This window comes from Citrobacter sp. Cf136 (genome assembly GCF_030333815.1).
GTDB classification, from domain to species: domain Bacteria; phylum Pseudomonadota; class Gammaproteobacteria; order Enterobacterales; family Enterobacteriaceae; genus Citrobacter; species Citrobacter freundii.
The window spans coordinates 90,020-110,246 of the sequence record NZ_JAOWFE010000040.1 but is presented as its reverse complement, the minus strand read 5'-3'; the positions used below and the strand labels follow the sequence as shown (position 1 = coordinate 110,246).

16 protein-coding genes are annotated in these 20,227 nt (G+C 53.2%); 12 read left to right on the top strand and 4 right to left on the bottom strand.

What is annotated here, in order from left to right; all coding sequences use genetic code 11:
* Positions 1 to 9: 9 nt before the first annotated feature.
* From aceF to traT, 3 genes are all read left to right on the top strand, one after another.
* Positions 10 to 1,899 carry a pyruvate dehydrogenase complex dihydrolipoyllysine-residue acetyltransferase gene (gene aceF, locus OGV98_RS19830; protein WP_202580777.1) on the top strand — a complete coding sequence of 630 codons (1,890 nt, stop codon included), beginning with the start codon at positions 10 to 12 and terminating at the stop codon, positions 1,897 to 1,899.
* A gap of 175 nt (positions 1,900 to 2,074) precedes the next feature.
* A complete protein-coding gene (lpdA, locus tag OGV98_RS19825; RefSeq protein ID WP_003018686.1) occupies positions 2,075 to 3,499 on the top strand; it encodes a dihydrolipoyl dehydrogenase in 1,425 nt (474 codons plus the stop codon).
* 194 nt (positions 3,500 to 3,693) lie between these two features.
* Positions 3,694 to 4,425 carry a complement resistance protein TraT gene (traT, locus tag OGV98_RS19820; RefSeq protein ID WP_003837465.1) on the top strand — a complete coding sequence of 244 codons (732 nt, stop codon included), beginning with the start codon at positions 3,694 to 3,696 and terminating at the stop codon, positions 4,423 to 4,425.
* Positions 4,426 to 4,488: 63 nt separating this feature from the next.
* Here the strand turns inward: traT and OGV98_RS19815 are convergent, their stop codons facing one another.
* Positions 4,489 to 5,283 (bottom strand): DUF2950 family protein, encoded by a 795-nt coding sequence (locus OGV98_RS19815; RefSeq protein WP_003018680.1) that lies wholly within the window; start codon positions 5,281 to 5,283, stop codon positions 4,489 to 4,491.
* Between the two features lie 10 nt (positions 5,284 to 5,293).
* Positions 5,294 to 6,883, bottom strand: a complete 1,590-nt coding sequence (locus OGV98_RS19810) for a DUF3300 domain-containing protein (protein ID WP_048233904.1) — start codon at positions 6,881 to 6,883, stop codon at positions 5,294 to 5,296.
* A 448-nt stretch (positions 6,884 to 7,331) separates the two neighbouring features.
* On the opposite strand from OGV98_RS19810, the gene acnB reads away from it, so the two are divergent.
* From acnB to OGV98_RS19780, 6 genes are all read left to right on the top strand, one after another.
* Positions 7,332 to 9,929: a bifunctional aconitate hydratase 2/2-methylisocitrate dehydratase gene (gene acnB / locus OGV98_RS19805; RefSeq protein ID WP_003829483.1), complete on the top strand. Its 2,598-nt coding sequence runs from the start codon at positions 7,332 to 7,334 to the stop codon at positions 9,927 to 9,929.
* A 174-nt stretch (positions 9,930 to 10,103) separates the two neighbouring features.
* On the top strand, positions 10,104 to 10,466 hold the full coding sequence (yacL, locus tag OGV98_RS19800) for a protein YacL (RefSeq protein ID WP_020996227.1): 363 nt from the start codon (positions 10,104 to 10,106) through the stop codon (positions 10,464 to 10,466).
* Positions 10,467 to 10,646: 180 nt separating this feature from the next.
* Positions 10,647 to 11,600: a 2-keto-3-deoxygluconate permease 1 gene (locus tag OGV98_RS19795; RefSeq protein ID WP_032937563.1), complete on the top strand. Its 954-nt coding sequence runs from the start codon at positions 10,647 to 10,649 to the stop codon at positions 11,598 to 11,600.
* Complete coding sequence (gene dtnK / locus OGV98_RS19790; protein WP_202580776.1) at positions 11,597 to 12,868, top strand: D-threonate kinase; 1,272 nt, start codon at positions 11,597 to 11,599, stop codon at positions 12,866 to 12,868. Before OGV98_RS19795 ends, dtnK begins: the two co-directional genes overlap by 4 nt.
* Positions 12,858 to 13,841, top strand: a complete 984-nt coding sequence (locus OGV98_RS19785) for a D-threonate 4-phosphate dehydrogenase (RefSeq protein ID WP_279279040.1) — start codon at positions 12,858 to 12,860, stop codon at positions 13,839 to 13,841. Before dtnK ends, OGV98_RS19785 begins: the two co-directional genes overlap by 11 nt.
* A 9-nt stretch (positions 13,842 to 13,850) precedes the next feature.
* Positions 13,851 to 14,618 carry a DeoR/GlpR family DNA-binding transcription regulator gene (locus OGV98_RS19780; RefSeq protein ID WP_008786221.1) on the top strand — a complete coding sequence of 256 codons (768 nt, stop codon included), beginning with the start codon at positions 13,851 to 13,853 and terminating at the stop codon, positions 14,616 to 14,618.
* 30 nt (positions 14,619 to 14,648) lie between these two features.
* Here OGV98_RS19780 and OGV98_RS19775 read toward each other — a convergent pair whose 3' ends face one another.
* Complete coding sequence (locus tag OGV98_RS19775; RefSeq protein WP_003018667.1) at positions 14,649 to 14,996, bottom strand: YacC family pilotin-like protein; 348 nt, start codon at positions 14,994 to 14,996, stop codon at positions 14,649 to 14,651.
* A gap of 153 nt (positions 14,997 to 15,149) precedes the next feature.
* On the opposite strand from OGV98_RS19775, the gene cueO reads away from it, so the two are divergent.
* The 3 genes from cueO to hpt all read left to right on the top strand — a co-directional run bounded on the left by cueO (position 15,150) and on the right by hpt (position 19,397).
* On the top strand, positions 15,150 to 16,769 hold the full coding sequence (gene cueO / locus OGV98_RS19770; RefSeq protein WP_088902737.1) for a multicopper oxidase CueO: 1,620 nt from the start codon (positions 15,150 to 15,152) through the stop codon (positions 16,767 to 16,769).
* 184 nt (positions 16,770 to 16,953) lie between these two features.
* Positions 16,954 to 18,609, top strand: a complete 1,656-nt coding sequence (gene tcp / locus OGV98_RS19765) for a methyl-accepting chemotaxis citrate transducer (protein ID WP_202580775.1) — start codon at positions 16,954 to 16,956, stop codon at positions 18,607 to 18,609.
* A 251-nt stretch (positions 18,610 to 18,860) separates the two neighbouring features.
* Positions 18,861 to 19,397, top strand: a complete 537-nt coding sequence (gene hpt, locus OGV98_RS19760; RefSeq protein ID WP_003018658.1) for a hypoxanthine phosphoribosyltransferase — start codon at positions 18,861 to 18,863, stop codon at positions 19,395 to 19,397.
* 93 nt (positions 19,398 to 19,490) lie between these two features.
* Here the strand turns inward: hpt and can are convergent, their stop codons facing one another.
* Entirely contained in the window at positions 19,491 to 20,153 is a 663-nt protein-coding gene (gene can / locus OGV98_RS19755; protein WP_003018654.1) for a carbonate dehydratase, read from the bottom strand.
* Positions 20,154 to 20,227 lie beyond the last annotated feature (74 nt).

Genomic DNA, 20,227 nt, shown 5'->3' with positions numbered 1-20,227 from the left:
AAAAGAATAATGGCTATCGAAATCAATGTACCGGACATCGGGGCTGATGAAGTTGAAATCACCGAGATCCTGGTCAAAGTGGGCGACAAAGTTGAAGCTGAACAGTCGCTGATCACCGTAGAAGGCGACAAAGCCTCTATGGAAGTTCCGTCTCCTCAGGCTGGTATCGTTAAAGAGATCAAAGTCTCTGTTGGCGATAAAACTGAGACCGGCAAACTGATCATGATTTTCGATTCCGCCGACGGTGCAGCAGCAGCTGCACCTGCTCCGGCAGAAGAGAAGAAAGAAGCGGCTCCGGCAGCAGCACCTGCTGCTGCGGCGGCGAAAGACGTACACGTACCGGACATCGGCGGCGACGAAGTTGAAGTTACCGAGATCATGGTTAAAGTGGGTGACACCGTTGCGGCTGAACAGTCTCTGATCACCGTTGAAGGTGACAAAGCGTCAATGGAAGTTCCGGCACCGTTCGCAGGTACCGTTAAAGAGATCAAAATCAACACCGGCGACAAAGTGTCTACCGGTTCCCTGATTATGGTCTTCGAAGTAGCGGGCGCAGCGCCTGCTGCAGCACCGGCTCAGGCGGCTGCTCCAGCAGCAGCGGCGGCTCCGGCTGCTTCCGGCTCGAAAGAAGTTAACGTACCGGATATCGGCGGTGACGAAGTCGAAGTCACTGAAGTGATGGTTAAAGTGGGCGATAAAATTGCCGCTGAGCAGTCACTGATCACCGTTGAAGGCGATAAAGCGTCAATGGAAGTTCCGGCACCGTTCGCGGGCACCGTGAAAGAAATCAAAATCAGCACTGGTGACAAAGTTAAAACCGGTTCTCTGATTATGGTCTTCGAAGTCGAAGGCGCAGCACCTGCAGCCGCTCCAGCACAAGCAGCTGCTCCGGCTCCGGCCGCAGCACCAGCGCCTGCGCAAGCCGCAGCTCCGGCCTCGAAAGCGGAAGGCAAATCTGAGTTTGCTGAAAACGACGCTTACGTTCATGCAACACCGCTGATTCGTCGCCTGGCGCGCGAATTCGGTGTGAACCTGGCGAAAGTGAAAGGTTCTGGCCGTAAAGGTCGTATCCTGCGTGAAGACGTTCAGGCTTACGTGAAAGACGCTATCAAGCGTGCTGAAGCGGCTCCGGCTGCAGCAGCAGGCGGCGGTATCCCGGGCATGCTGCCTTGGCCGAAAGTGGACTTCAGCAAGTTTGGTGAAATCGAAGAAGTGGAACTGGGCCGTATCCAGAAAATCTCTGGTGCTAACCTGAGCCGTAACTGGGTGATGATCCCGCACGTTACTCACTTCGATAAGACCGATATCACCGATCTGGAAGCGTTCCGTAAACAGCAGAACGCCGAAGCTGAAAAACGTAAACTGGACGTGAAATTCACCCCAGTAGTCTTCATCATGAAAGCCGTTGCCGCAGCTCTGGAACAGATGCCGCGCTTCAACAGCTCCCTGTCTGAAGACGGTCAGCGCCTGACCCTGAAGAAATACATCAACATCGGTGTAGCGGTTGATACTCCGAATGGTCTGGTTGTTCCGGTCTTCAAAGACGTGAACAAGAAGAGCATTACCGAGCTGTCTCGTGAACTGACCGTGATCTCCAAGAAAGCGCGTGATGGCAAGCTGACTGCTGGCGAAATGCAGGGCGGTTGCTTCACCATCTCCAGCATCGGTGGCCTGGGTACTACCCACTTCGCGCCGATTGTGAACGCGCCGGAAGTGGCTATCCTCGGTGTCTCCAAGTCCTCTATGGAGCCAGTGTGGAACGGTAAAGAGTTTATGCCGCGTCTGATGATGCCGATTTCGCTCTCCTTCGACCACCGTGTAATTGACGGTGCGGATGGTGCGCGCTTTATCACCATCATCAACAACATGCTGTCTGACATTCGCCGCCTGGTGATGTAAGCGAAAAAGCCGGCCCGACGGCCGGCTTTTTTCTGGTAATCTCATGAAGTCAGTGAGGTTATTGTGCGAAAGACAAATCGGTTGCCGTTTGTTGTTTCAAAATTGTTAACAATTTTGTAAAATACGGGCGGATAGAACGACCCGGTGGACGACGGGTATAAATTAAGAGGTCATGATGAGCACTGAAATCAAAACTCAGGTCGTGGTACTTGGGGCAGGCCCTGCAGGTTACTCTGCTGCCTTCCGTTGCGCAGATTTAGGTCTGGAGACCGTCATCGTAGAACGTTACAGCACCCTCGGTGGTGTTTGTCTGAACGTCGGCTGTATCCCTTCTAAAGCGCTGCTGCACGTAGCAAAAGTTATCGAAGAAGCCAAAGCGCTGGCTGAACACGGTATCGTTTTTGGCGAGCCGAAAACCGATATCGACAAGATTCGTACCTGGAAAGAAAAAGTTATCACTCAACTGACTGGCGGTCTGGCTGGTATGGCCAAAGGCCGTAAAGTGAAAGTGGTTAACGGTCTGGGTAAATTTACCGGGGCGAACACCCTGGAAGTTGAAGGCGAAAACGGCAAAACCGTAATCAACTTCGACAACGCGATCATCGCGGCGGGTTCCCGTCCGATCGAACTGCCGTTCATTCCGCACGAAGATCCGCGCGTGTGGGACTCCACTGACGCGCTGGAACTGAAAACTGTTCCTAAGCGCCTGCTGGTTATGGGCGGCGGTATTATCGGTCTGGAAATGGGTACCGTGTACCATGCACTGGGTTCAGAGATCGACGTGGTTGAAATGTTCGACCAGGTTATCCCAGCTGCCGACAAAGACGTGGTTAAAGTCTTCACCAAGCGCATCAGCAAGAAATTCAACCTGATGCTGGAAACCAAAGTGACTGCCGTTGAAGCGAAAGAAGACGGTATCTACGTTTCCATGGAAGGCAAAAAAGCCCCTGCCGAAGCTCAGCGTTACGATGCTGTGCTGGTAGCTATCGGTCGTGTACCGAACGGTAAAAACCTCGACGCGGGCAAAGCTGGCGTTGAAGTTGATGACCGTGGCTTCATCCGCGTTGACAAACAGCTGCGCACCAACGTGCCGCACATCTTTGCTATCGGCGATATCGTCGGTCAGCCGATGCTGGCGCACAAAGGTGTTCACGAAGGTCACGTTGCCGCTGAAGTTATCGCCGGTAAGAAACACTACTTCGATCCGAAAGTTATTCCATCCATCGCGTACACTGAACCAGAAGTTGCATGGGTTGGCCTGACTGAGAAAGAAGCGAAAGAAAAAGGCATCAGCTACGAAACCGCCACCTTCCCGTGGGCTGCTTCTGGCCGTGCTATCGCTTCTGACTGCGCAGACGGTATGACCAAACTGATTTTCGACAAAGAATCTCACCGTGTGATCGGTGGTGCGATTGTCGGTACCAACGGCGGCGAGCTGCTGGGTGAAATCGGTCTGGCGATCGAAATGGGCTGTGACGCTGAAGACATCGCGCTGACCATCCACGCTCACCCGACTCTGCACGAGTCCGTTGGTCTGGCAGCTGAAGTGTTCGAAGGTAGCATCACCGACCTGCCGAACCCGAAAGCGAAGAAAAAGTAATCTTCCCGCTTTTGTGAAAACGCCTCTTCGGAGGCGTTTTTTTTCCCGAAAGCTACCAGTTCTGGTAGTCATCTTATTGATATCTCCACTAAAAAAAATTGCGCAACTGCCGATACTTTTTTCGCCATTGTGTGGCTACTGGCCGCGCGGTTAAGAGGCTCTGGACTCTCTATTACACGAAAAAAGGAAAATACATGTCTTTAAAAAAAATCGCGGTTGTTGGCATGATTGTCGCGACAATGACGCTGACCGGTTGTGGCGCGATGACCACCGCCGTTAAAAAACGTAACCTTGAAGTGAAAACGCAGATGAGTGAAACCATCTGGCTGGAGCCTTCCAGCGAGAAGACCGTCTACATTCAGGTAAAAAATACCTCTGACAAAGACATGAGTAACCTGCAAACCCTGCTGGCAAATGACCTGTCCGCGAAAGGTTATAAAGTGACCAGCTCACCAGACAGCGCTTATTACTGGGTACAGGCGAACGTATTGAAAGCGGACAAAATGGATCTGCGTGAAGCTCAGGGCTTCCTGAAAACGGGTTATGAAGGAGCCGCGATGGGCGCAGCGTTGGGTGCGGGGATTACCGCCTACAATAGCAACTCCTCTGGTGCGGCGCTGGGTGTTGGTATCGCGGCGGGGTTGATCGGCATGGCTGCGGATGCGATGGTGGAAGACGTAAACTACACCATGGTCACTGACCTGCAGATCTCTGAACGCAGCAAAGCGAAAGTGACAACGGATAACGTTGCGGCGTTGCGTCAAGGGACATCCGGTATCAAGTTGCAAACCAGCAGCGCGCAAGGCGATCGTGCAAAATATCAGACTCGCGTCGTGTCTAATGCTAACAAAGTGAATCTGAAGTTCGAAGAAGCGAAGCCGGTTCTGGAAGCTCAGTTGGCGAAATCTGTCGCTAACATCCTGTAATTTGCTGTGGGTTGCCGGGGGGCGGCTACGCCTTACCCGGCCAACTAATCTTTCGAATTGGTATCAGGGCGCTACGGGCTGCCAGGTTTTATCCGGATGGAATGTGGTTAACGCCTGTGCTTTTTGCTGAGAATCAACGCCGAGATCGGCCTGATAGACTTTATCATCACCGTTAATCATAAAACTCATCACGCCGGTGTGATCATAGCTAACAGGCCAGGCCACCATGGCAAAACCGCTGGTTTTGTCGGGAAGGATACGAAAATGATAGCCGTGATAGCCCGTGCCAGGTTCCTGTGGACTAAAGGCCGGGCCGAGCGGGCTTGGCGCTTCGCCGGGTGAAACAGGCCAGTACAGACCATCTTTTTTCCCTTCAGAACTGACAATCTTTTGCGCGTATTTCTGGTTCATCGCAAAATAGCTCTGCTGGGCATCTACATAAGCGTGTAACGCCTCGATAGCCGCGAGTTCGTTTCGTCCAATCTCACGGGTCAGGATCTCTTCGGCCGCTTCCTTGATATCAAATTGCCAGCCTGAAGCGTTTTTGACGACCGGGATTGGCAATTGCCAGTCGCTATCCCCGACCACCAGATGCGCGGTATTGCCGTCGACAACGGTATTATGGCGAACCTTCCAGTCGCGCAGGAAACGATCAACCGCATCAGGATCGACGCCTTCTGGCGGTAGAAAATCACGCCAGTTTTCCCCGAGCAGGTTGCTCATTGCACTTTCATTTTGCTCACTAATCGCGTTTGCCAGCGCATCGGTCGCCTGGTCTGGTGTGCTGAAGGATTGTTGTGCCATCGCGGCAGCCGAAACCATGAACAACACAATTCCACTGAGTAGTTTATTTTTCATGTCGGTTCCCTTAACGATGACGGAATTCACGGTGTTCAGCACGCCCGCCAGAAGGCTGGCGCGATGGCTGATTACGGGCGACCTGCCGGCTCTGTGCCCCCCGCTGTTGCTGCGCCTGCCAGTTGGCGGAGCGACTGTCGTTCCCGCTCAGCGCATTGGCGCGTGGCTGGCTGGTCCGTTGTTGAAGATTGCGCTGCTGCGCCGGTTGCGTGACCCGTTTCTCCTGTCGCTGGGCGACTGCCTGACGATTCTCACGTTGCTGTGTGCTTGTCCGTTTCGCGGTTTGCGGTTTGGTATCGTAACCACGGTAGTTATTACGTTGGGAAATTTGCTTCAGCTGTTGGCTGGATGCCTGACGCTGGGCGTCTTTCGTGCCCGTACGCGCCGTCTGCGGGAATGTTTTTCCCGTTGATTTTTCCATTTGGCTCATCGCAGCCTGGCGTTGGCTATCACGGTTGACCGGTCTTTGCTGGGTTGAACTTAAACCTGTAGCCGTGTTAGTGGCGTGAAAGCGGTTATTGAGCTGGTTATTTGGGTATGGCACACCCTCACGATAGGCCGGGTTGTGCTGCCAGGTACGGTTGGCGTCTGTCAGTCGTTGTCCACTGATTTTATTAAAGTTATCAACGTTAATATTGATGTTGTTATCACCATTACGGTTATAGCCGCCATGGTTATCCCAGTCATCATTATGATGGTGATCGTCGTCGTCATCCCAGTCGATGTTGCTGAAGATGGCATAGGTTGTGGCAACACCGAGGCTGAAGCCTAAACCATTAACGAAGCTGTTACCAAACTGCTCACCGGGCGTTGGCGGCAGATAGGTTGGCGGATAGGCGGTGTTCGGCCAGGTACCGTAAACCGTATTCGGGTTATAGGTAGGAACGTACACCACCTGCGGATCGGCGGATTCAATTTTGATTACCGTTGGGCTTGTTGAGGCGGTCGTGGCTGTTGTGGTCGCTGAACTGGTCGTCGACTCGCTGGTGACGGTTTTAGCCGGCGCCGCTTTGGTCACGGTGGTGACTGTCTGCTGCGGTGTCGATTGCAACGCACCGGTCTGTTGCGCCAGTGCACGCAGGCGTTGAACGGAATCCATAACATCTTTTGGCTGCGCAAGGAAAGCATCGCCCAGATTTTGTACCCACGGCGGATTTTCACCCATCAGCGACATCAACTGAGGAAAGGCGACCAGCGATTTCACGCTGGGATCCCAGGGCTGGCTGGCAACGGCCTGAATGGCGGCATCGCCCTGCATTTTGGGATTGTCTTTTGACCACTGTGCGGCCTGGATGACGTTAGCCGGATAGGTTGAGGCCATCAAAATTTGCGACAGCAGCGAGTCTGGATAGAGTGCGATAGGTGCAACCCACTGATCGATTTGTGCTGCCGAGTAGGTTGGTGCCACGACGGGCGCTGTTTGGTCGGCCGGGGCAGGGGCCGCTATTGGCGCTGGAGCCGGTGCTGACGGTTGCTGTGCAACGGGGGCCGGAGCCGCAGGCTCCGTAGCACGACTTTTAACGAACATCACGCCTGAGGCGGCAAACAGCCCGACACTGCACAAAAGGACAAGCAGATGTGGCTTAAGGGGCAACTTCATAAAATGACTCCAACGAGACAAGCGCTGTGCCGTGAGGCGTTCCTGTTGCCGCGAGTATTATTCACCCGTGTTAGACAGTTTTGACTTTTATTGGGGATTCACCCGGTAGGTCCGGAAAAAGAGTGTGAGGATTTATTACACAATTATATCTGATGGCTGAAAAGTCGCTGGAAAATTCAGCATCTCGCGCTTGAAAATCAACTGTTTCAGGGTGGTTTTAGGTAGCCTGAATTGCGTTCCTCCTTGCCGCTACACCATTCTTAACGATTCAGCCAATTTTTTATGTTGCTTTTTTGTAAACGGATTAACACTTAATGAAAATCCTGTTATTGTGCCTTATGCGGTACCGGGCATTTACCCTACTAACTACTGTCTCACAGGAGCGTGAAGAGAATCGCCCATCTACAAAAGCGCCGCATTATGACAATGAGAGCGAGGAGATATCGTCGTGCTAGAAGAATACCGTAAGCACGTAGCTGAGCGTGCTGCCCAGGGGATTGTGCCAAAACCTTTAGACGCAACCCAAATGGCCGCACTTGTCGAGCTGCTGAAGACCCCGCCTGTGGGCGAAGAAGAATTCCTGTTAGACCTGTTGATCAACCGTGTTCCTCCTGGCGTAGATGAAGCCGCTTATGTTAAAGCCGGTTTTCTCGCTGCCGTCGCGAAAGGCGACACCACCTCCCCGCTGGTTACCCCAGAAAAAGCCATTGAACTGCTGGGCACCATGCAGGGTGGTTACAACATTCATCCGCTGATCGACGCGCTGGATGACGCCAAACTGGCACCGATTGCCGCCAAAGCGCTCTCTTCAACGCTGCTGATGTTCGATAACTTCTACGATGTGGAAGAAAAAGCCAAAGCGGGCAACGAATATGCGAAGCAGGTAATGCAATCCTGGGCCGATGCCGAATGGTTCCTGAACCGTCCGGCTCTGGCTGAAAAAATCACCGTTACCGTCTTTAAAGTGACCGGTGAAACCAACACCGATGACCTCTCTCCGGCACCGGACGCATGGTCCCGCCCGGATATCCCGCTGCACGCGCTGGCGATGCTGAAAAACGCCCGTGAAGGTATCGAACCGGATCAACCGGGTGTAGTTGGCCCGATCAAACAGATCGAAGAATTGCAGAAAAAAGGTTACCCGCTGGCTTATGTGGGTGATGTTGTCGGTACCGGTTCTTCGCGTAAATCCGCGACCAACTCCGTGCTGTGGTTCATGGGTGACGACATTCCTCATGTGCCGAACAAGCGCGGCGGCGGCCTGTGCCTCGGCGGCAAAATTGCACCTATCTTCTTCAACACCATGGAAGATGCGGGCGCACTGCCGATTGAAGTGGACGTGTCGAACATGAACATGGGCGACGTGATTGACGTTTACCCGTTCAAAGGCGAAGTACGCAACCACGAAACAGGCGAACTGCTGGCCAGCTTTGAGCTGAAAACCGAAGTCCTGATCGACGAAGTACGTGCCGGTGGTCGTATTCCGCTGATCATCGGTCGTGGCCTGACCACCAAAGCGCGCGAAGCGCTGGGTCTGCCGCACTCAGACGTCTTCCGTCAGGCGAAAGACGTGGCGGAAAGCAGCCGTGGCTTCTCCCTGGCACAGAAAATGGTTGGCCGCGCCTGCGGCGTGAAAGGTATCCGTCCGGGCGCGTACTGCGAACCGAAGATGACCTCCGTGGGATCTCAGGATACCACCGGCCCAATGACCCGTGACGAACTGAAAGACCTGGCGTGCCTGGGCTTCTCAGCTGACCTGGTGATGCAGTCCTTCTGTCACACCGCTGCCTATCCGAAGCCGGTGGATGTCAATACGCACCATACGCTGCCAGACTTCATCATGAACCGTGGCGGTGTCTCCCTGCGTCCGGGCGACGGCGTTATCCACTCCTGGCTGAACCGTATGCTGCTGCCGGATACCGTAGGTACCGGTGGTGACTCCCATACCCGTTTCCCTATCGGGATCTCCTTCCCGGCAGGTTCTGGTTTGGTGGCGTTTGCTGCAGCGACCGGCGTGATGCCGCTGGATATGCCGGAATCGGTACTGGTGCGCTTCAAAGGTAAAATGCAGCCGGGTATCACTCTGCGTGACCTGGTTCACGCCATTCCGCTGTACGCGATCAAACAGGGTCTACTGACCGTTGAGAAGAAAGGTAAGAAGAACATCTTCTCTGGCCGCATCCTTGAAATCGAAGGTCTGCCGGATCTCAAAGTGGAGCAGGCGTTCGAACTGACCGATGCTTCCGCAGAGCGTTCTGCTGCGGGCTGTACCATCAAGCTGAACAAAGAGCCGATCGTTGAGTATCTGAACTCTAACATCGTTCTGCTGAAGTGGATGATCGCGGAAGGCTACGGCGACCGTCGTACGCTGGAACGTCGTGTGCAGGGCATGGAAAAATGGCTGGCGGATCCGCAGTTGCTGGAAGCCGACGCTGACGCAGAATACGCGGCGGTGATCGACATTGACCTGGCTGACATCAAAGAACCAATCCTGTGTGCACCGAACGATCCGGACGACGCGCGTCTGCTGTCTGACGTACAGGGTGAGAAGATTGACGAAGTGTTCATCGGCTCCTGTATGACTAACATCGGCCACTTCCGTGCCGCAGGTAAGCTGCTGGATGCGCACAAAGGCCAACTGCCGACGCGCCTGTGGGTGGCTCCGCCGACCCGTATGGACGCCGCGCAGCTGACTGAAGAAGGCTACTACAGCGTGTTTGGTAAGAGCGGCGCGCGTATTGAGATCCCGGGCTGTTCACTGTGCATGGGGAACCAGGCGCGGGTGGCCGACGGCGCGACGGTGGTTTCCACCTCTACCCGTAACTTCCCGAACCGTTTAGGTACCGGGGCAAACGTCTACCTAGCTTCTGCGGAGCTGGCGGCGGTTGCGGCGCTGATCGGCAAACTGCCGACGGCGGAAGAGTACCAGACCTATGTGGCGCAGGTGGATAAAACTGCCGTGGATACTTACCGTTATCTGAACTTCGACCAGCTGTCTCAGTATACGGAGAAAGCCGATGGTGTGATTTTCCAGACCGCGGTGTAATGCGCTAACGCGTTTTGTGTAAAAACACATCAATGCCCGGAGAAGTCTGCTTCTCCGGGCATTTTTATTTCTATTCCTTATACCCACTACGCTTTTTTTCTGCCGCGCTGCTGCGATAATTACAGCAAGGCGCGATGCGGTATTGGCGCATTGCCGGGAGTAGAGGAAGACATTATGGATTACGAATTTCTGCGCGATATTACCGGGGTGGTAAAAGTGCGTATGTCCATGGGCCACGAGGTGGTGGGGCACTGGTTTAATGAAGAAGTGAAAGAAAACCTGGCCTTACTTGATGAAGTGGAACAGGCGGCGCGTGCGGTTAAGGGCAGTGAGCGCTCCTGGCAGCGAGCAGGGCATGAATACACGCTCTGGCTGGATGGCGAAGAAGTGATGGTTCGCGCTAATCAGTTGGAGTTCTCTGGAGATGAGATGGAAGAGGGGATGAGCTATTACGACGAAGAAAGTTTTTCGCTTTGTGGTGTAGAGGACTTTCTTCAGGTTGTGGCGGCATACCGCGAATTTGTGCATCAATCCTGAGATATTTCAGATATCAATGAAGCCGGGTGAGACAACCCCGGCTTTTTTTCGCCTGGAATGATTGTTTGATTTTTATTAATCATTTTAAAACTGTGATCTGGCGCGTTTGTGATCTTATTTTGATTAAATATAATCGTTATGATTTTATTTAATCACAACATAACAACAGGCGGGAAGACCATGAACATCAAGAAGGCAATAGAACGCGTACCCGGCGGCATGATGGTTGTGCCGTTGGTTATCGGTGCCATTATCAACACTTTTGCCCCGCAGGCGTTGCAGATCGGTGGATTCACCACTGCTTTATTTAAAAATGGCGCGGCTCCCTTGATTGGCGCGTTCCTGCTCTGTATGGGCGCGGGAATTAGTGTAAAGGCCGCGCCGCAAGCTTTGTTACAAGGCGGCACGATTACGCTGACCAAGTTACTGGTCGCGATTGCGATTGGTCTCGGGGTTGAACACCTGTTTGGCGCGGAAGGCATCTTTGGCTTAAGTGGTGTTGCCATTATTGCGGCAATGAGTAACTCCAATGGTGGGCTTTACGCGGCGTTGGTTGGTGAGTTTGGCAATGAACGCGATGTCGGCGCGATCTCCATTTTGTCTCTGAATGACGGACCTTTCTTTACCATGATAGCGCTGGGCGCGGCGGGTATGGCAAATATTCCTATCATGGCGCTGGTGGCGGTTCTTGTTCCGCTGGTGGTTGGCATGATCCTTGGCAACCTCGACGCCAATATGCGTGACTTCCTGACGAAAGGCGGCCCACTGCTCATTCCTTTCTTTGCGTTTGCCCTTGGAGCCGGTATTAACCTGGAAATGCTGCTGCAAGGCGGTTTGGCGGGCATTCTGCTGGGCGTGCTGACCACCTTTGTGGGCGGCTTCTTTAACATTCGTGCCGATCGTCTGGTTGGCGGGAGTGGTATTGCTGGTGCTGCGGCATCCAGTACGGCGGGGAACGCCGTCGCGACGCCACTGGCCATAGCACAGGCCGATCCCTCGCTGGCAGAGGTTGCCGCTGCGGCAGCGCCGCTGATCGCTGCGTCAGTCATTACAACCGCCATCCTGACGCCAATTCTTACGTCGTGGGTCGCGAAAAAACAGGCGCGTCAGACCGTGCAGGAGAAGAAAGCATGAAAATGATCGTTATCGCCGATGACTTTACGGGCTCTAACGATACCGGCGTACAACTGGCGAAAAAAGGGGCGCGTACCGAAGTAATGCTGACCCCAGCGCAGAAACCGTCACGCCGCGCCGATGTTCTGGTCATCAATACGGAAAGCCGGGCGATGCCGGCAATGCAGGCCGCTACGGCTGTACAACAAGCGTTAGCGCCATGGTGTGGGGACGTAACAACACCACTGGTATACAAAAAAATTGACTCGACATTCCGTGGCAATGTGGGAGCTGAAGTCACTGCAGCCATGCGTATAGCCGGTCGGACGCTGGCCGTGATTGCGGCAGCGATTCCTGCTGCCGGGCGCACCACGCAGGATGGCTTGTGCCTGGTCCATGGTGTACCGCTGCTGGAAACGGAATTCGCCAGCGATCCAAAAACGCCTATTCACTCTTCGCGTATTGCTGAACTGGTCGCGCTGCAAAGCGATATCCCTGTACATGAGGTGTCGCTGGTGGATGTGCGTCGGGGAAGTTTGAGTGCGCTGCTGAGCGCTTTTGCAAAAGCCGGCGAATGTATGGTGGTGGTGGATGCTGTGGAAGAGCGAGATCTCGCGCTCATTGCACAGGCAGTTTGTGAGCAAAAAAAGATGCTGCTGCTCGTAGGGGCGGCAGGGCTGGCCAATGCATTACCGGCCGGAACGTTTATGCAAGAGAAGCAGGAATTACCGGTGTTGGTTGTGGCTGGCTCAATGAGTGAGGCAACGCGACGTCAGGTGGAAAAAGCAGTGTGTCAGGGCCGGGCAAAAGTTGTTGATATCGATGCCGCGCGGTTGGTTGCATCGTCATTTGCACCGGAAATGGACTCTGTTATTGAACAGGCTTGCGCGCAGTTGAGCCAGCAGCAACACACAATCCTGCGTACCAGTCGGTGTGCAGAAGACCGGGACATGATCGACACGCTGTGCTTCAACGTGGGGATGAGTCGCCAGCAGTTGGGAGAACTGCTGAGTCAACGTCTTGGGGAGACAACGCTGCGCATTATTGAACAAGCACGTATCGGCGGTTTGTTCCTGACCGGAGGCGATATTGCCACGGCGGTCGCCAGTGCGTTGGGTGCTGAAGGGTATCGCATCCACAGTGAGGTTGCCCCCTGTATTCCGTGCGGAACGTTTGTGAATAGCGAGATTGACGACTTGCCGGTAATTACCAAAGCGGGTGGATTCGGTTCTGATACGACCCTTTGCGATGCGCTGTATTTTATTGAGGAGATGTACCGTGGTAACTAAAACAATTGCGATTACGATGGGAGATCCGGCGGGGATTGGTCCGGAAATTATTGTTAAAGCGCTACGCGAAGATGAACTTAATGGTGCACCGCTGGTGGTGGTCGGGTGCCTGAAAACGCTGCAGCGATTGCAGGCTCAGGGGCTGGCTGACGGAGTAACATTTCGCGCAATCGAACAGGTTGCTGATGCCCGATTTACGCCAGATACGATTCATGTGATTGATGAGCCGTTGGCACAACCCGAAGAACTTGTTCCCGGAAAAGTACAGGCCCAGGCGGGCGATCTGGCCTATCGCTGTGTGAAACGGGCGACTGAACTGGCGATGAAGGGGGATGTGCATGCCATCGCGACCGCGCCGTTGAACAAAGAGGCGCTGCATCTCGGCGGACACAATTATCCGGGACATACAGAGCTGCTGGCAACGCTGACCGAAAGCCGTGACTACGCGATGGTGCTGTACACCGATAAGCTGAAAGTTATCCATGTTTCGACGCATATCGCACTGCGCAAATTCCTTGATACGCTCAATGGGCAACGTGTCGAAACGGTGATTGGTATCGCGGATACCTTCCTGAAGCGCGTAGGCTTTGCACATCCGCGTATTGTCGTTGCGGGGGTGAATCCACATGCCGGAGAGAATGGCTTGTTTGGCGATGAGGAAATTCGTATTGTCGGACCCGCGATTGAGAATATGAAAGCGAAAGGGATGGATGTTTACGGTCCGTGCCCGCCGGATACCGTGTTTTTACAGGCTTATGAAGGTCAATATGACATGGTGGTGGCGATGTACCACGATCAGGGGCATATCCCGCTGAAATTGCTTGGTTTCTATGACGGTGTAAATATCACAGCAGGTTTGCCGTTTATTCGTACCTCTGCCGATCACGGTACGGCATTTGATATCGCCTGGACGGGAAAAGCAAAATCTGAGAGCATGGCCGTATCGATCAAACTGGCAATGCAACTGGCGTAATTTACTGTTATGAAAGGGCAACATCGTCTGGATAAGATTGTGGCGTATTTGAAAAATCATACGCTGGTTACCGTGGAACAGTTGGTTGACGCGGTTGACGCCTCTCCAGCAACGATCAGGCGCGATCTCATCAAACTGGATGAGCAGGGCGTGATCAGCCGCAGCCACGGCGGTGTTGCGTTACGGCGCTTTGAAGCGGCGCAGCCGACCACGAACGAAAAGCAACTGCGATCGCCTGCTGAGAAACGGGCGATTGCGCGTTTTGCCGCCTCAATGGTGCGTGCGGGCGATGCCGTGGTGCTTGATGCCGGTACCACAATGCTGGAGCTGGCAAAATGTCTGACGCATTTGCCGCTGCGAGTGATTACCGTTGATCTGCACATTGCCCTGTTTTTGTCAGAATTCCGTCAGATAGAGGTGACGATTGTCGGTGGGCGCATCGATGACAGCAGCCAGTCCTGTATTGGTGAGTTTGGCCGGAAAATGTTGCGTAGTGTCTATCCCGATATCGCTTTTATGAGTTGTAACACCTGGAGTATGGAAAAGGGTGTAACCACGCCAACGGAAGACAAAGCGGGATTAAAGCAGGAAATTATTGCGAATGCCCAACGGAAGGTATTACTGGCGGATAGCAGTAAGTATGGTGCACATTCGTTATTTAACGTCGCGCCGCTTAGTTGCTTTACCGATGTTGTTACCGATGTGAATCTACCGCCAAACGCGCAGACTGAATTAAAAGCGCAATCCGTTGCCCTGACGCTGGTACAGCCAGAGTAACGGCTCTCTCAATACTGATTGCGCCGGAGATTATTTAACGTAGGCCAACAGGCTCAGAGAATCACGCGCCAGTGCTTTGCATTTCTTTGCCGTGGGGATGCCGATACCGCTGAGATCGCGGTAGCTGTCTTCACCCAGCGCTTTCATATTGAAGGTGTCGTAATTACTCAGATCCCACTGGTTTTGCTGGGCAAAAAAGACCAGTGCGCGACGAATCTGCCCATTAGGCAAATTCTGGTATCCACAGTCATTTTTCAGAAAAACAAAAACTGCCGTTAAATCGGCCATATCTTCGGCTTCGGACTCGCTAAGCGCGTAGCTGTTTGCGCATACGGCCATCAGGCTGCCGAACAAAACTGTTCTGAAAAACGTCTTCATTGCTTCTACCACTGCATCACGGAATTTAAACGTTAGCATACTGCGAGCGAAGCGACGACCTTTATTATTAGCCGTTCACTTGACCTTCCCGTAAGGGGAAGGCTTATGCTTAAAAGATAGCCTGCTTAAGCTGCTGAATATAAGGAAGTGAGAATGCAACGTCGTGACTTTTTAAAGTACTCCGTGGCGCTGGGTGTTGTGTCAGCGTTACCTCTGTGGAGCCGGAGCGTATTTGCCGCCGACCGTCCCGCCTTACCCATTCCTGATCTGTTAACCGCCGATGCTTCGAATCGCATCCAACTGATCGTGCAAGCCGGGCAGTCAAACTTTGCCGGTAAGACGGCCACGACCTGGGGATATAACGGCAATCTGCTCGGACCGGCGGTCAAGCTGAACAAAGGGCAATCGGTGAACGTGGATATCCATAACCAGCTTGCCGAAGAGACGACGTTGCACTGGCACGGGCTGGAAATCCCCGGTGAAGTCGACGGTGGGCCGCAAGGCATAATCCCGGCGGGCGGGAAACGTTCAGTGACCTTCACGCCGGATCAGCGCGCGGCAACCTGCTGGTTCCACCCTCATCAGCATGGAAAGACCGGTCATCAGGTAGCGATGGGGCTGGCCGGACTGGTGCTGATTGAAGACGAAGAGATTCGCAAGCTGATGCTGCCTAAGCAGTGGGGAATTGATGATGTGCCGGTAATTATTCAGGACAAACAGTTCTCTGCTGATGGGCAGGTTGATTATCAACTGGACATCATGACCGCCGCAGTCGGCTGGTTTGGCGATACGCTGCTGACCAACGGGGCGATTTATCCTCAGCATGCCGCACCGCGCGGCTGGCTGCGCCTGCGTCTGTTGAATGGTTGTAACGCGCGCTCGCTGAACATTGCGGCCAGCGACAATCGTCCTTTGTACGTCATTGCCAGCGACGGTGGACTGTTGGCGGAACCGGTAAAAGTGACCGAGCTTCCTATGCTGATGGGCGAGCGCTTTGAAGTGCTGGTGGATGTCAGTGACGGCAAAGCTTTTGATCTGGTCACTCTGCCGGTCAGCCAGATGGGGATGGCAATTGCGCCATTTGATAAGCCGCACCCGGTGATGCGCGTTCAGCCGCTGCTGATTACCGCTTCCGGCACGTTGCCGGATACGCTGACATCCATGCCATCGCTGCCGTCACTGGAAGGTCTGACGGTGCGCAAGCTGCAGCTGTCGATGGATCCGATGCTCGATATGATGGGCATGCAAATGCTGATGAAGAAATTCGGCGGTCAGGCCATGGCGGGTATGGATCATGGAAAGATGATGGGCCATATGAATAATGACAATATGGGCCACGGCAATATGAATCATGGCAATATGAACCACGGTGAGATGGGGAATATGCAGCATGGCAACATGGGCAACATGAAGCATGGCGGATCGTTTGATTTCCATAATGCCAACCGGATTAATGGTCAGGCGTTTGATATGAATAAACCGATGTTTGCCGCGGCAAAAGGGCAGCATGAACGCTGGGTGATTTCTGGTCAGGGCGACATGATGCTGCATCCGTTCCACATTCACGGCACGCAGTTCCGCATTCTGTCTGAGAATGGCAAAGCGCCTGCCGCACACCGTGCGGGATGGAAGGACACGGTACGGGTAGAAGGCGGCGTGAGCGAGGTATTGGTTAAGTTTGACCATGACGCGCCAAAAGAGCATGCCTATATGGCGCACTGCCATCTGTTAGAGCATGAAGATACCGGGATGATGCTCGGCTTCACCGTCTAAAAAAATCTCGCTGTTCTTATCCGGCCTACAGAAATCTCTCGTAAGTCGGATGAGACACAGTCTCTTTACAGCGTTTCATCGCACGACTCCCTCCTCCAGCTAATTCTGCTATTGCACATAAAGTAATCGCCTTTAGAGCCGATAATCATTGGGTACCCAATGTGAGTTCAATGGATGAAATACTATGATTAAAAATGTGCGCGTTATTACCGGCATTCTTCTGGTTCTCGCCATTTTCTGTTTGCTACAGGCCGTGACAGGAAGTTTTTTTTATTCTGCAGTAAACAATGATCGCCATAATTTCCAGAACTCAGGCACCCTGAATGCCCAACAGGAAAATCTGAGTGATAGCGTCAATACGCTGATTAAAACCCGGGTAACGGTAACCCGCGTAGCAATTCGTTTCTTAAAGAACCAACGCGATCCGGCCTCACTGGCGGCAATTGATACTTTGCTAAAAACGGCGAGTGAGTCGATGAAGAAGGCTGAGGGATACTTCGCGCATTATCAGTCATTGCCGCAGGTGTCGGGGCAGAATCCGCAAATTGCATCTGAAATGGAAAAACAGTATCGGCAGATGCACGACGTGATGGCGTTATCGATAGAGTATCTGCGCGCGAATAACTATCAGGCCTATGGCGATCTTGATGCTCAGAAGGCGCAAGATGAAATGGAAGCCAGCTATGACCAGTGGCGTAACGAAAATAACGCGTTGCTTCAGCACGCGGCGGCGGAGAATCAGCACAGCTTTACCCGCATGCAATGGACATTAGGGGCAATTGTCGTCGCTGTGCTCATCGTTCTGGGCATGATCTGGAGTGGGTTGCAGCATATACTGCTTAAACCCCTGGCGCAGATTATGGAGCATATTCGCATTATTACCCGTGGTGATTTGACCCATCAACTCGACGTCCAGGGACGTAATGAAATGGGGCGTTTGGCGACGGGGTTAGATGAAATGCGACAGTCGCTGATTTCGACAGTCACGTCGGTGCGTAACAGCTCAGAAACAATTCATAGCGGTGCAGCGGAAATCTCGTCAGGTAACAACGATCTGTCTTCGCGTACCGAACAGCAGGCTGCTTCACTTGAAGAGACTGCCGCCAGCATGGAACAGCTTACTGCAACCGTGAAGCAAAATACGGACAATGCGAAACAGGCGACTCAACTGGCTAAGAATGCGTCTGATACTGCCGCGCGTGGTGGACGGGTTGTTGATACTGTCGTGCACACGATGAGTGAAATTGCCGGTAGTTCACAGCAAATTGCGCAGATCACCAGCGTCATCGACAGTATTGCTTTCCAGACCAATATTCTGGCGCTCAACGCGGCGGTTGAGGCAGCCAGAGCAGGAGAGCAGGGACGAGGATTTGCTGTTGTAGCGGGTGAAGTCCGTACTCTGGCAAGCCGTAGCGCTCAGGCAGCCAAAGAGATCAAAGCGTTGATTGATAACTCAACTCACAGCGTGGGGATGGGATCTCAGCAGGTGTCGGACGCGGGTAAAACGATGAAAGAGATTGTCGCTGCGGTCACCCGCGTGACGGACATCATGGGGGAAATCGCCTCAGCCTCAGAGGAACAGAGTCGGGGGATTGAGCAGGTGAGTCTCGCTGTCTCGCAGATGGACAGTGTCACACAACAAAACGCCGCACTGGTAGAAGAGTCTGCCGCCGCCGCCGCTTCGTTGGAACAACAAGCTGAACAGTTACGCCTGGCCGTGGCAGCATTTCGCATCACTCGCGATACCTCGAACAGTGAGCATCGGAAACCGCCTAAGGATGCTCCGCAAGCAACCTCTGCAGGGAGTACGACACAAGACCCGCATTGGGAAACGTTTTAGCCACATGCTGTCGTGCGAACCAGGTTTTGCTTAATAAGCATACAAAAAACGACGCAAACGGGTTCTCCTGTGAACTATCAGAGGAACCCGCTCTCTTTACTGGTATACTTCATCAACTGAATTGTTTGTATGCTGTCGCAAGTTTTGTGGTTAGAGCGGGTCGCCGTCTGTCAGTCGGTGTATCAACGTAAGCGCTTTCTTTCGATCTGCATGATGTGTCAACTGATAAAAATCAGTGAGTTATAGGGTTTATGAAACATACTGTTGAAGTGATGATCCCGGAAGCGGAGATCAAAGCGCGTATTGCTGAACTGGGGCGCCAGATTAACGAACGTTACAAAGACAGCGGCAGCGATATGGTGCTGGTTGGTCTGTTACGTGGCTCATTTATGTTTATGGCGGATCTGTGCCGTGAAGTGCATGTCTCCCACGAAGTCGATTTCATGACGGCATCCAGCTATGGCAGCGGAATGTCTACTACGCGTGATGTTAAGATCCTGAAAGACCTGGATGAAGACATTCGTGGCAAAGACGTGCTGATTGTCGAAGACATCATCGACTCCGGCAATACGCTGTCCAAAGTGCGTGAAATTCTGAGCCTGCGCGAGCCGAAATCCCTGGCTATCTGCACGCTGCTGGACAAACCTTCTCGTCGTGAAGTGAATGTTCCGGTCGAATTTATCGGATTCTCTATTCCAGATGAGTTTGTGGTCGGTTACGGCATTGACTATGCCCAGCGTTATCGCCATCTGCCGTATGTTGGCAAAGTGGTGCTGCTGGACGAGTAATTAGCGGGAGCGCCTGATGGCGCTTCGCTTATCAGACCTACGGCGTAGGTTTGTAGGCCGGGTAAGGCGTCTCCGCCTCCCGGCAATGTCACATTATTTATGGTTGCTGTGTTTCTGACTCAGGTTAGACAACCCCTGGCGATAGCGCTGCTCCAGCGTTTCGCGGCTGGTGGCGGTGACGTCGAGATCGCGCAATAGACCGTCATGAATACCGTAAGCCCAGCCGTGAATGGTAACTTTCTGACCGCGCTTCCAGGCTGAACGCATAATGGTTGAGTGGCCGAGGTTGTAGACCTGCTCCATGACATTCAGTTCGCATAGGGTGTCCATGCGACGTTCCTGCGGCATTTCGCCCAGCAGTGAGCTGTGTTTGAACCAGATATCGCGGATGTGCAGTAACCAGTTATCAATCAGCCCTTGTTCTTTATTTTCAATCGCCGCCTGGACGCCGCCGCATCCGTAGTGGCCGCATATAATAATATGTTCCACTTCCAGCACATCCACCGCATACTGAACGACTGAGAGACAGTTCAGGTCAGTGTGAATAACCAGATTGGCAACATTGCGGTGAACAAATAATTCGCCCGGTTCAAGACCGGTTAATCGTTCAGCGGGAACGCGGCTATCGGAACATCCAATCCATAGAAAACGCGGATTCTGTGCATGCGTCAGCGTTTCAAAAAATCCGGGATCCTCTTCTACCAGCATCTTTGACCATAGTGCATTGTTGCTGATGAGTGTATCTATGTCTTTCATGGAGTTGTACGACCCGAAGCCAGATAAATTCGATGGGCTAATATAGGGTAACTCCAGCATTAATTAAACTATAT

Bases quoted from the DNA above. Each gene is read 5' to 3' on its own strand.
- can (WP_003018654.1), bottom strand. From the start codon at position 20,153: ATGAAAGACATAGATACACTCATCAGCAACAATGCACTATGGTCAAAG.
- traT (WP_003837465.1), top strand. From the start codon at position 3,694: ATGTCTTTAAAAAAAATCGCGGTTGTTGGCATGATTGTCGCGACAATG.
- aceF (WP_202580777.1), top strand. From the start codon at position 10: ATGGCTATCGAAATCAATGTACCGGACATCGGGGCTGATGAAGTTGAA.
- yacL (WP_020996227.1), top strand. From the start codon at position 10,104: ATGGATTACGAATTTCTGCGCGATATTACCGGGGTGGTAAAAGTGCGT.
- cueO (WP_088902737.1), top strand. From the start codon at position 15,150: ATGCAACGTCGTGACTTTTTAAAGTACTCCGTGGCGCTGGGTGTTGTG.
- OGV98_RS19795 (WP_032937563.1), top strand. From the start codon at position 10,647: ATGAACATCAAGAAGGCAATAGAACGCGTACCCGGCGGCATGATGGTT.
- OGV98_RS19810 (WP_048233904.1), bottom strand. From the start codon at position 6,883: ATGAAGTTGCCCCTTAAGCCACATCTGCTTGTCCTTTTGTGCAGTGTC.
- OGV98_RS19815 (WP_003018680.1), bottom strand. From the start codon at position 5,283: ATGAAAAATAAACTACTCAGTGGAATTGTGTTGTTCATGGTTTCGGCT.
- tcp (WP_202580775.1), top strand. From the start codon at position 16,954: ATGATTAAAAATGTGCGCGTTATTACCGGCATTCTTCTGGTTCTCGCC.
- dtnK (WP_202580776.1), top strand. From the start codon at position 11,597: ATGAAAATGATCGTTATCGCCGATGACTTTACGGGCTCTAACGATACC.
- OGV98_RS19780 (WP_008786221.1), top strand. From the start codon at position 13,851: ATGAAAGGGCAACATCGTCTGGATAAGATTGTGGCGTATTTGAAAAAT.
- hpt (WP_003018658.1), top strand. From the start codon at position 18,861: ATGAAACATACTGTTGAAGTGATGATCCCGGAAGCGGAGATCAAAGCG.
- OGV98_RS19775 (WP_003018667.1), bottom strand. From the start codon at position 14,996: ATGAAGACGTTTTTCAGAACAGTTTTGTTCGGCAGCCTGATGGCCGTA.
- lpdA (WP_003018686.1), top strand. From the start codon at position 2,075: ATGAGCACTGAAATCAAAACTCAGGTCGTGGTACTTGGGGCAGGCCCT.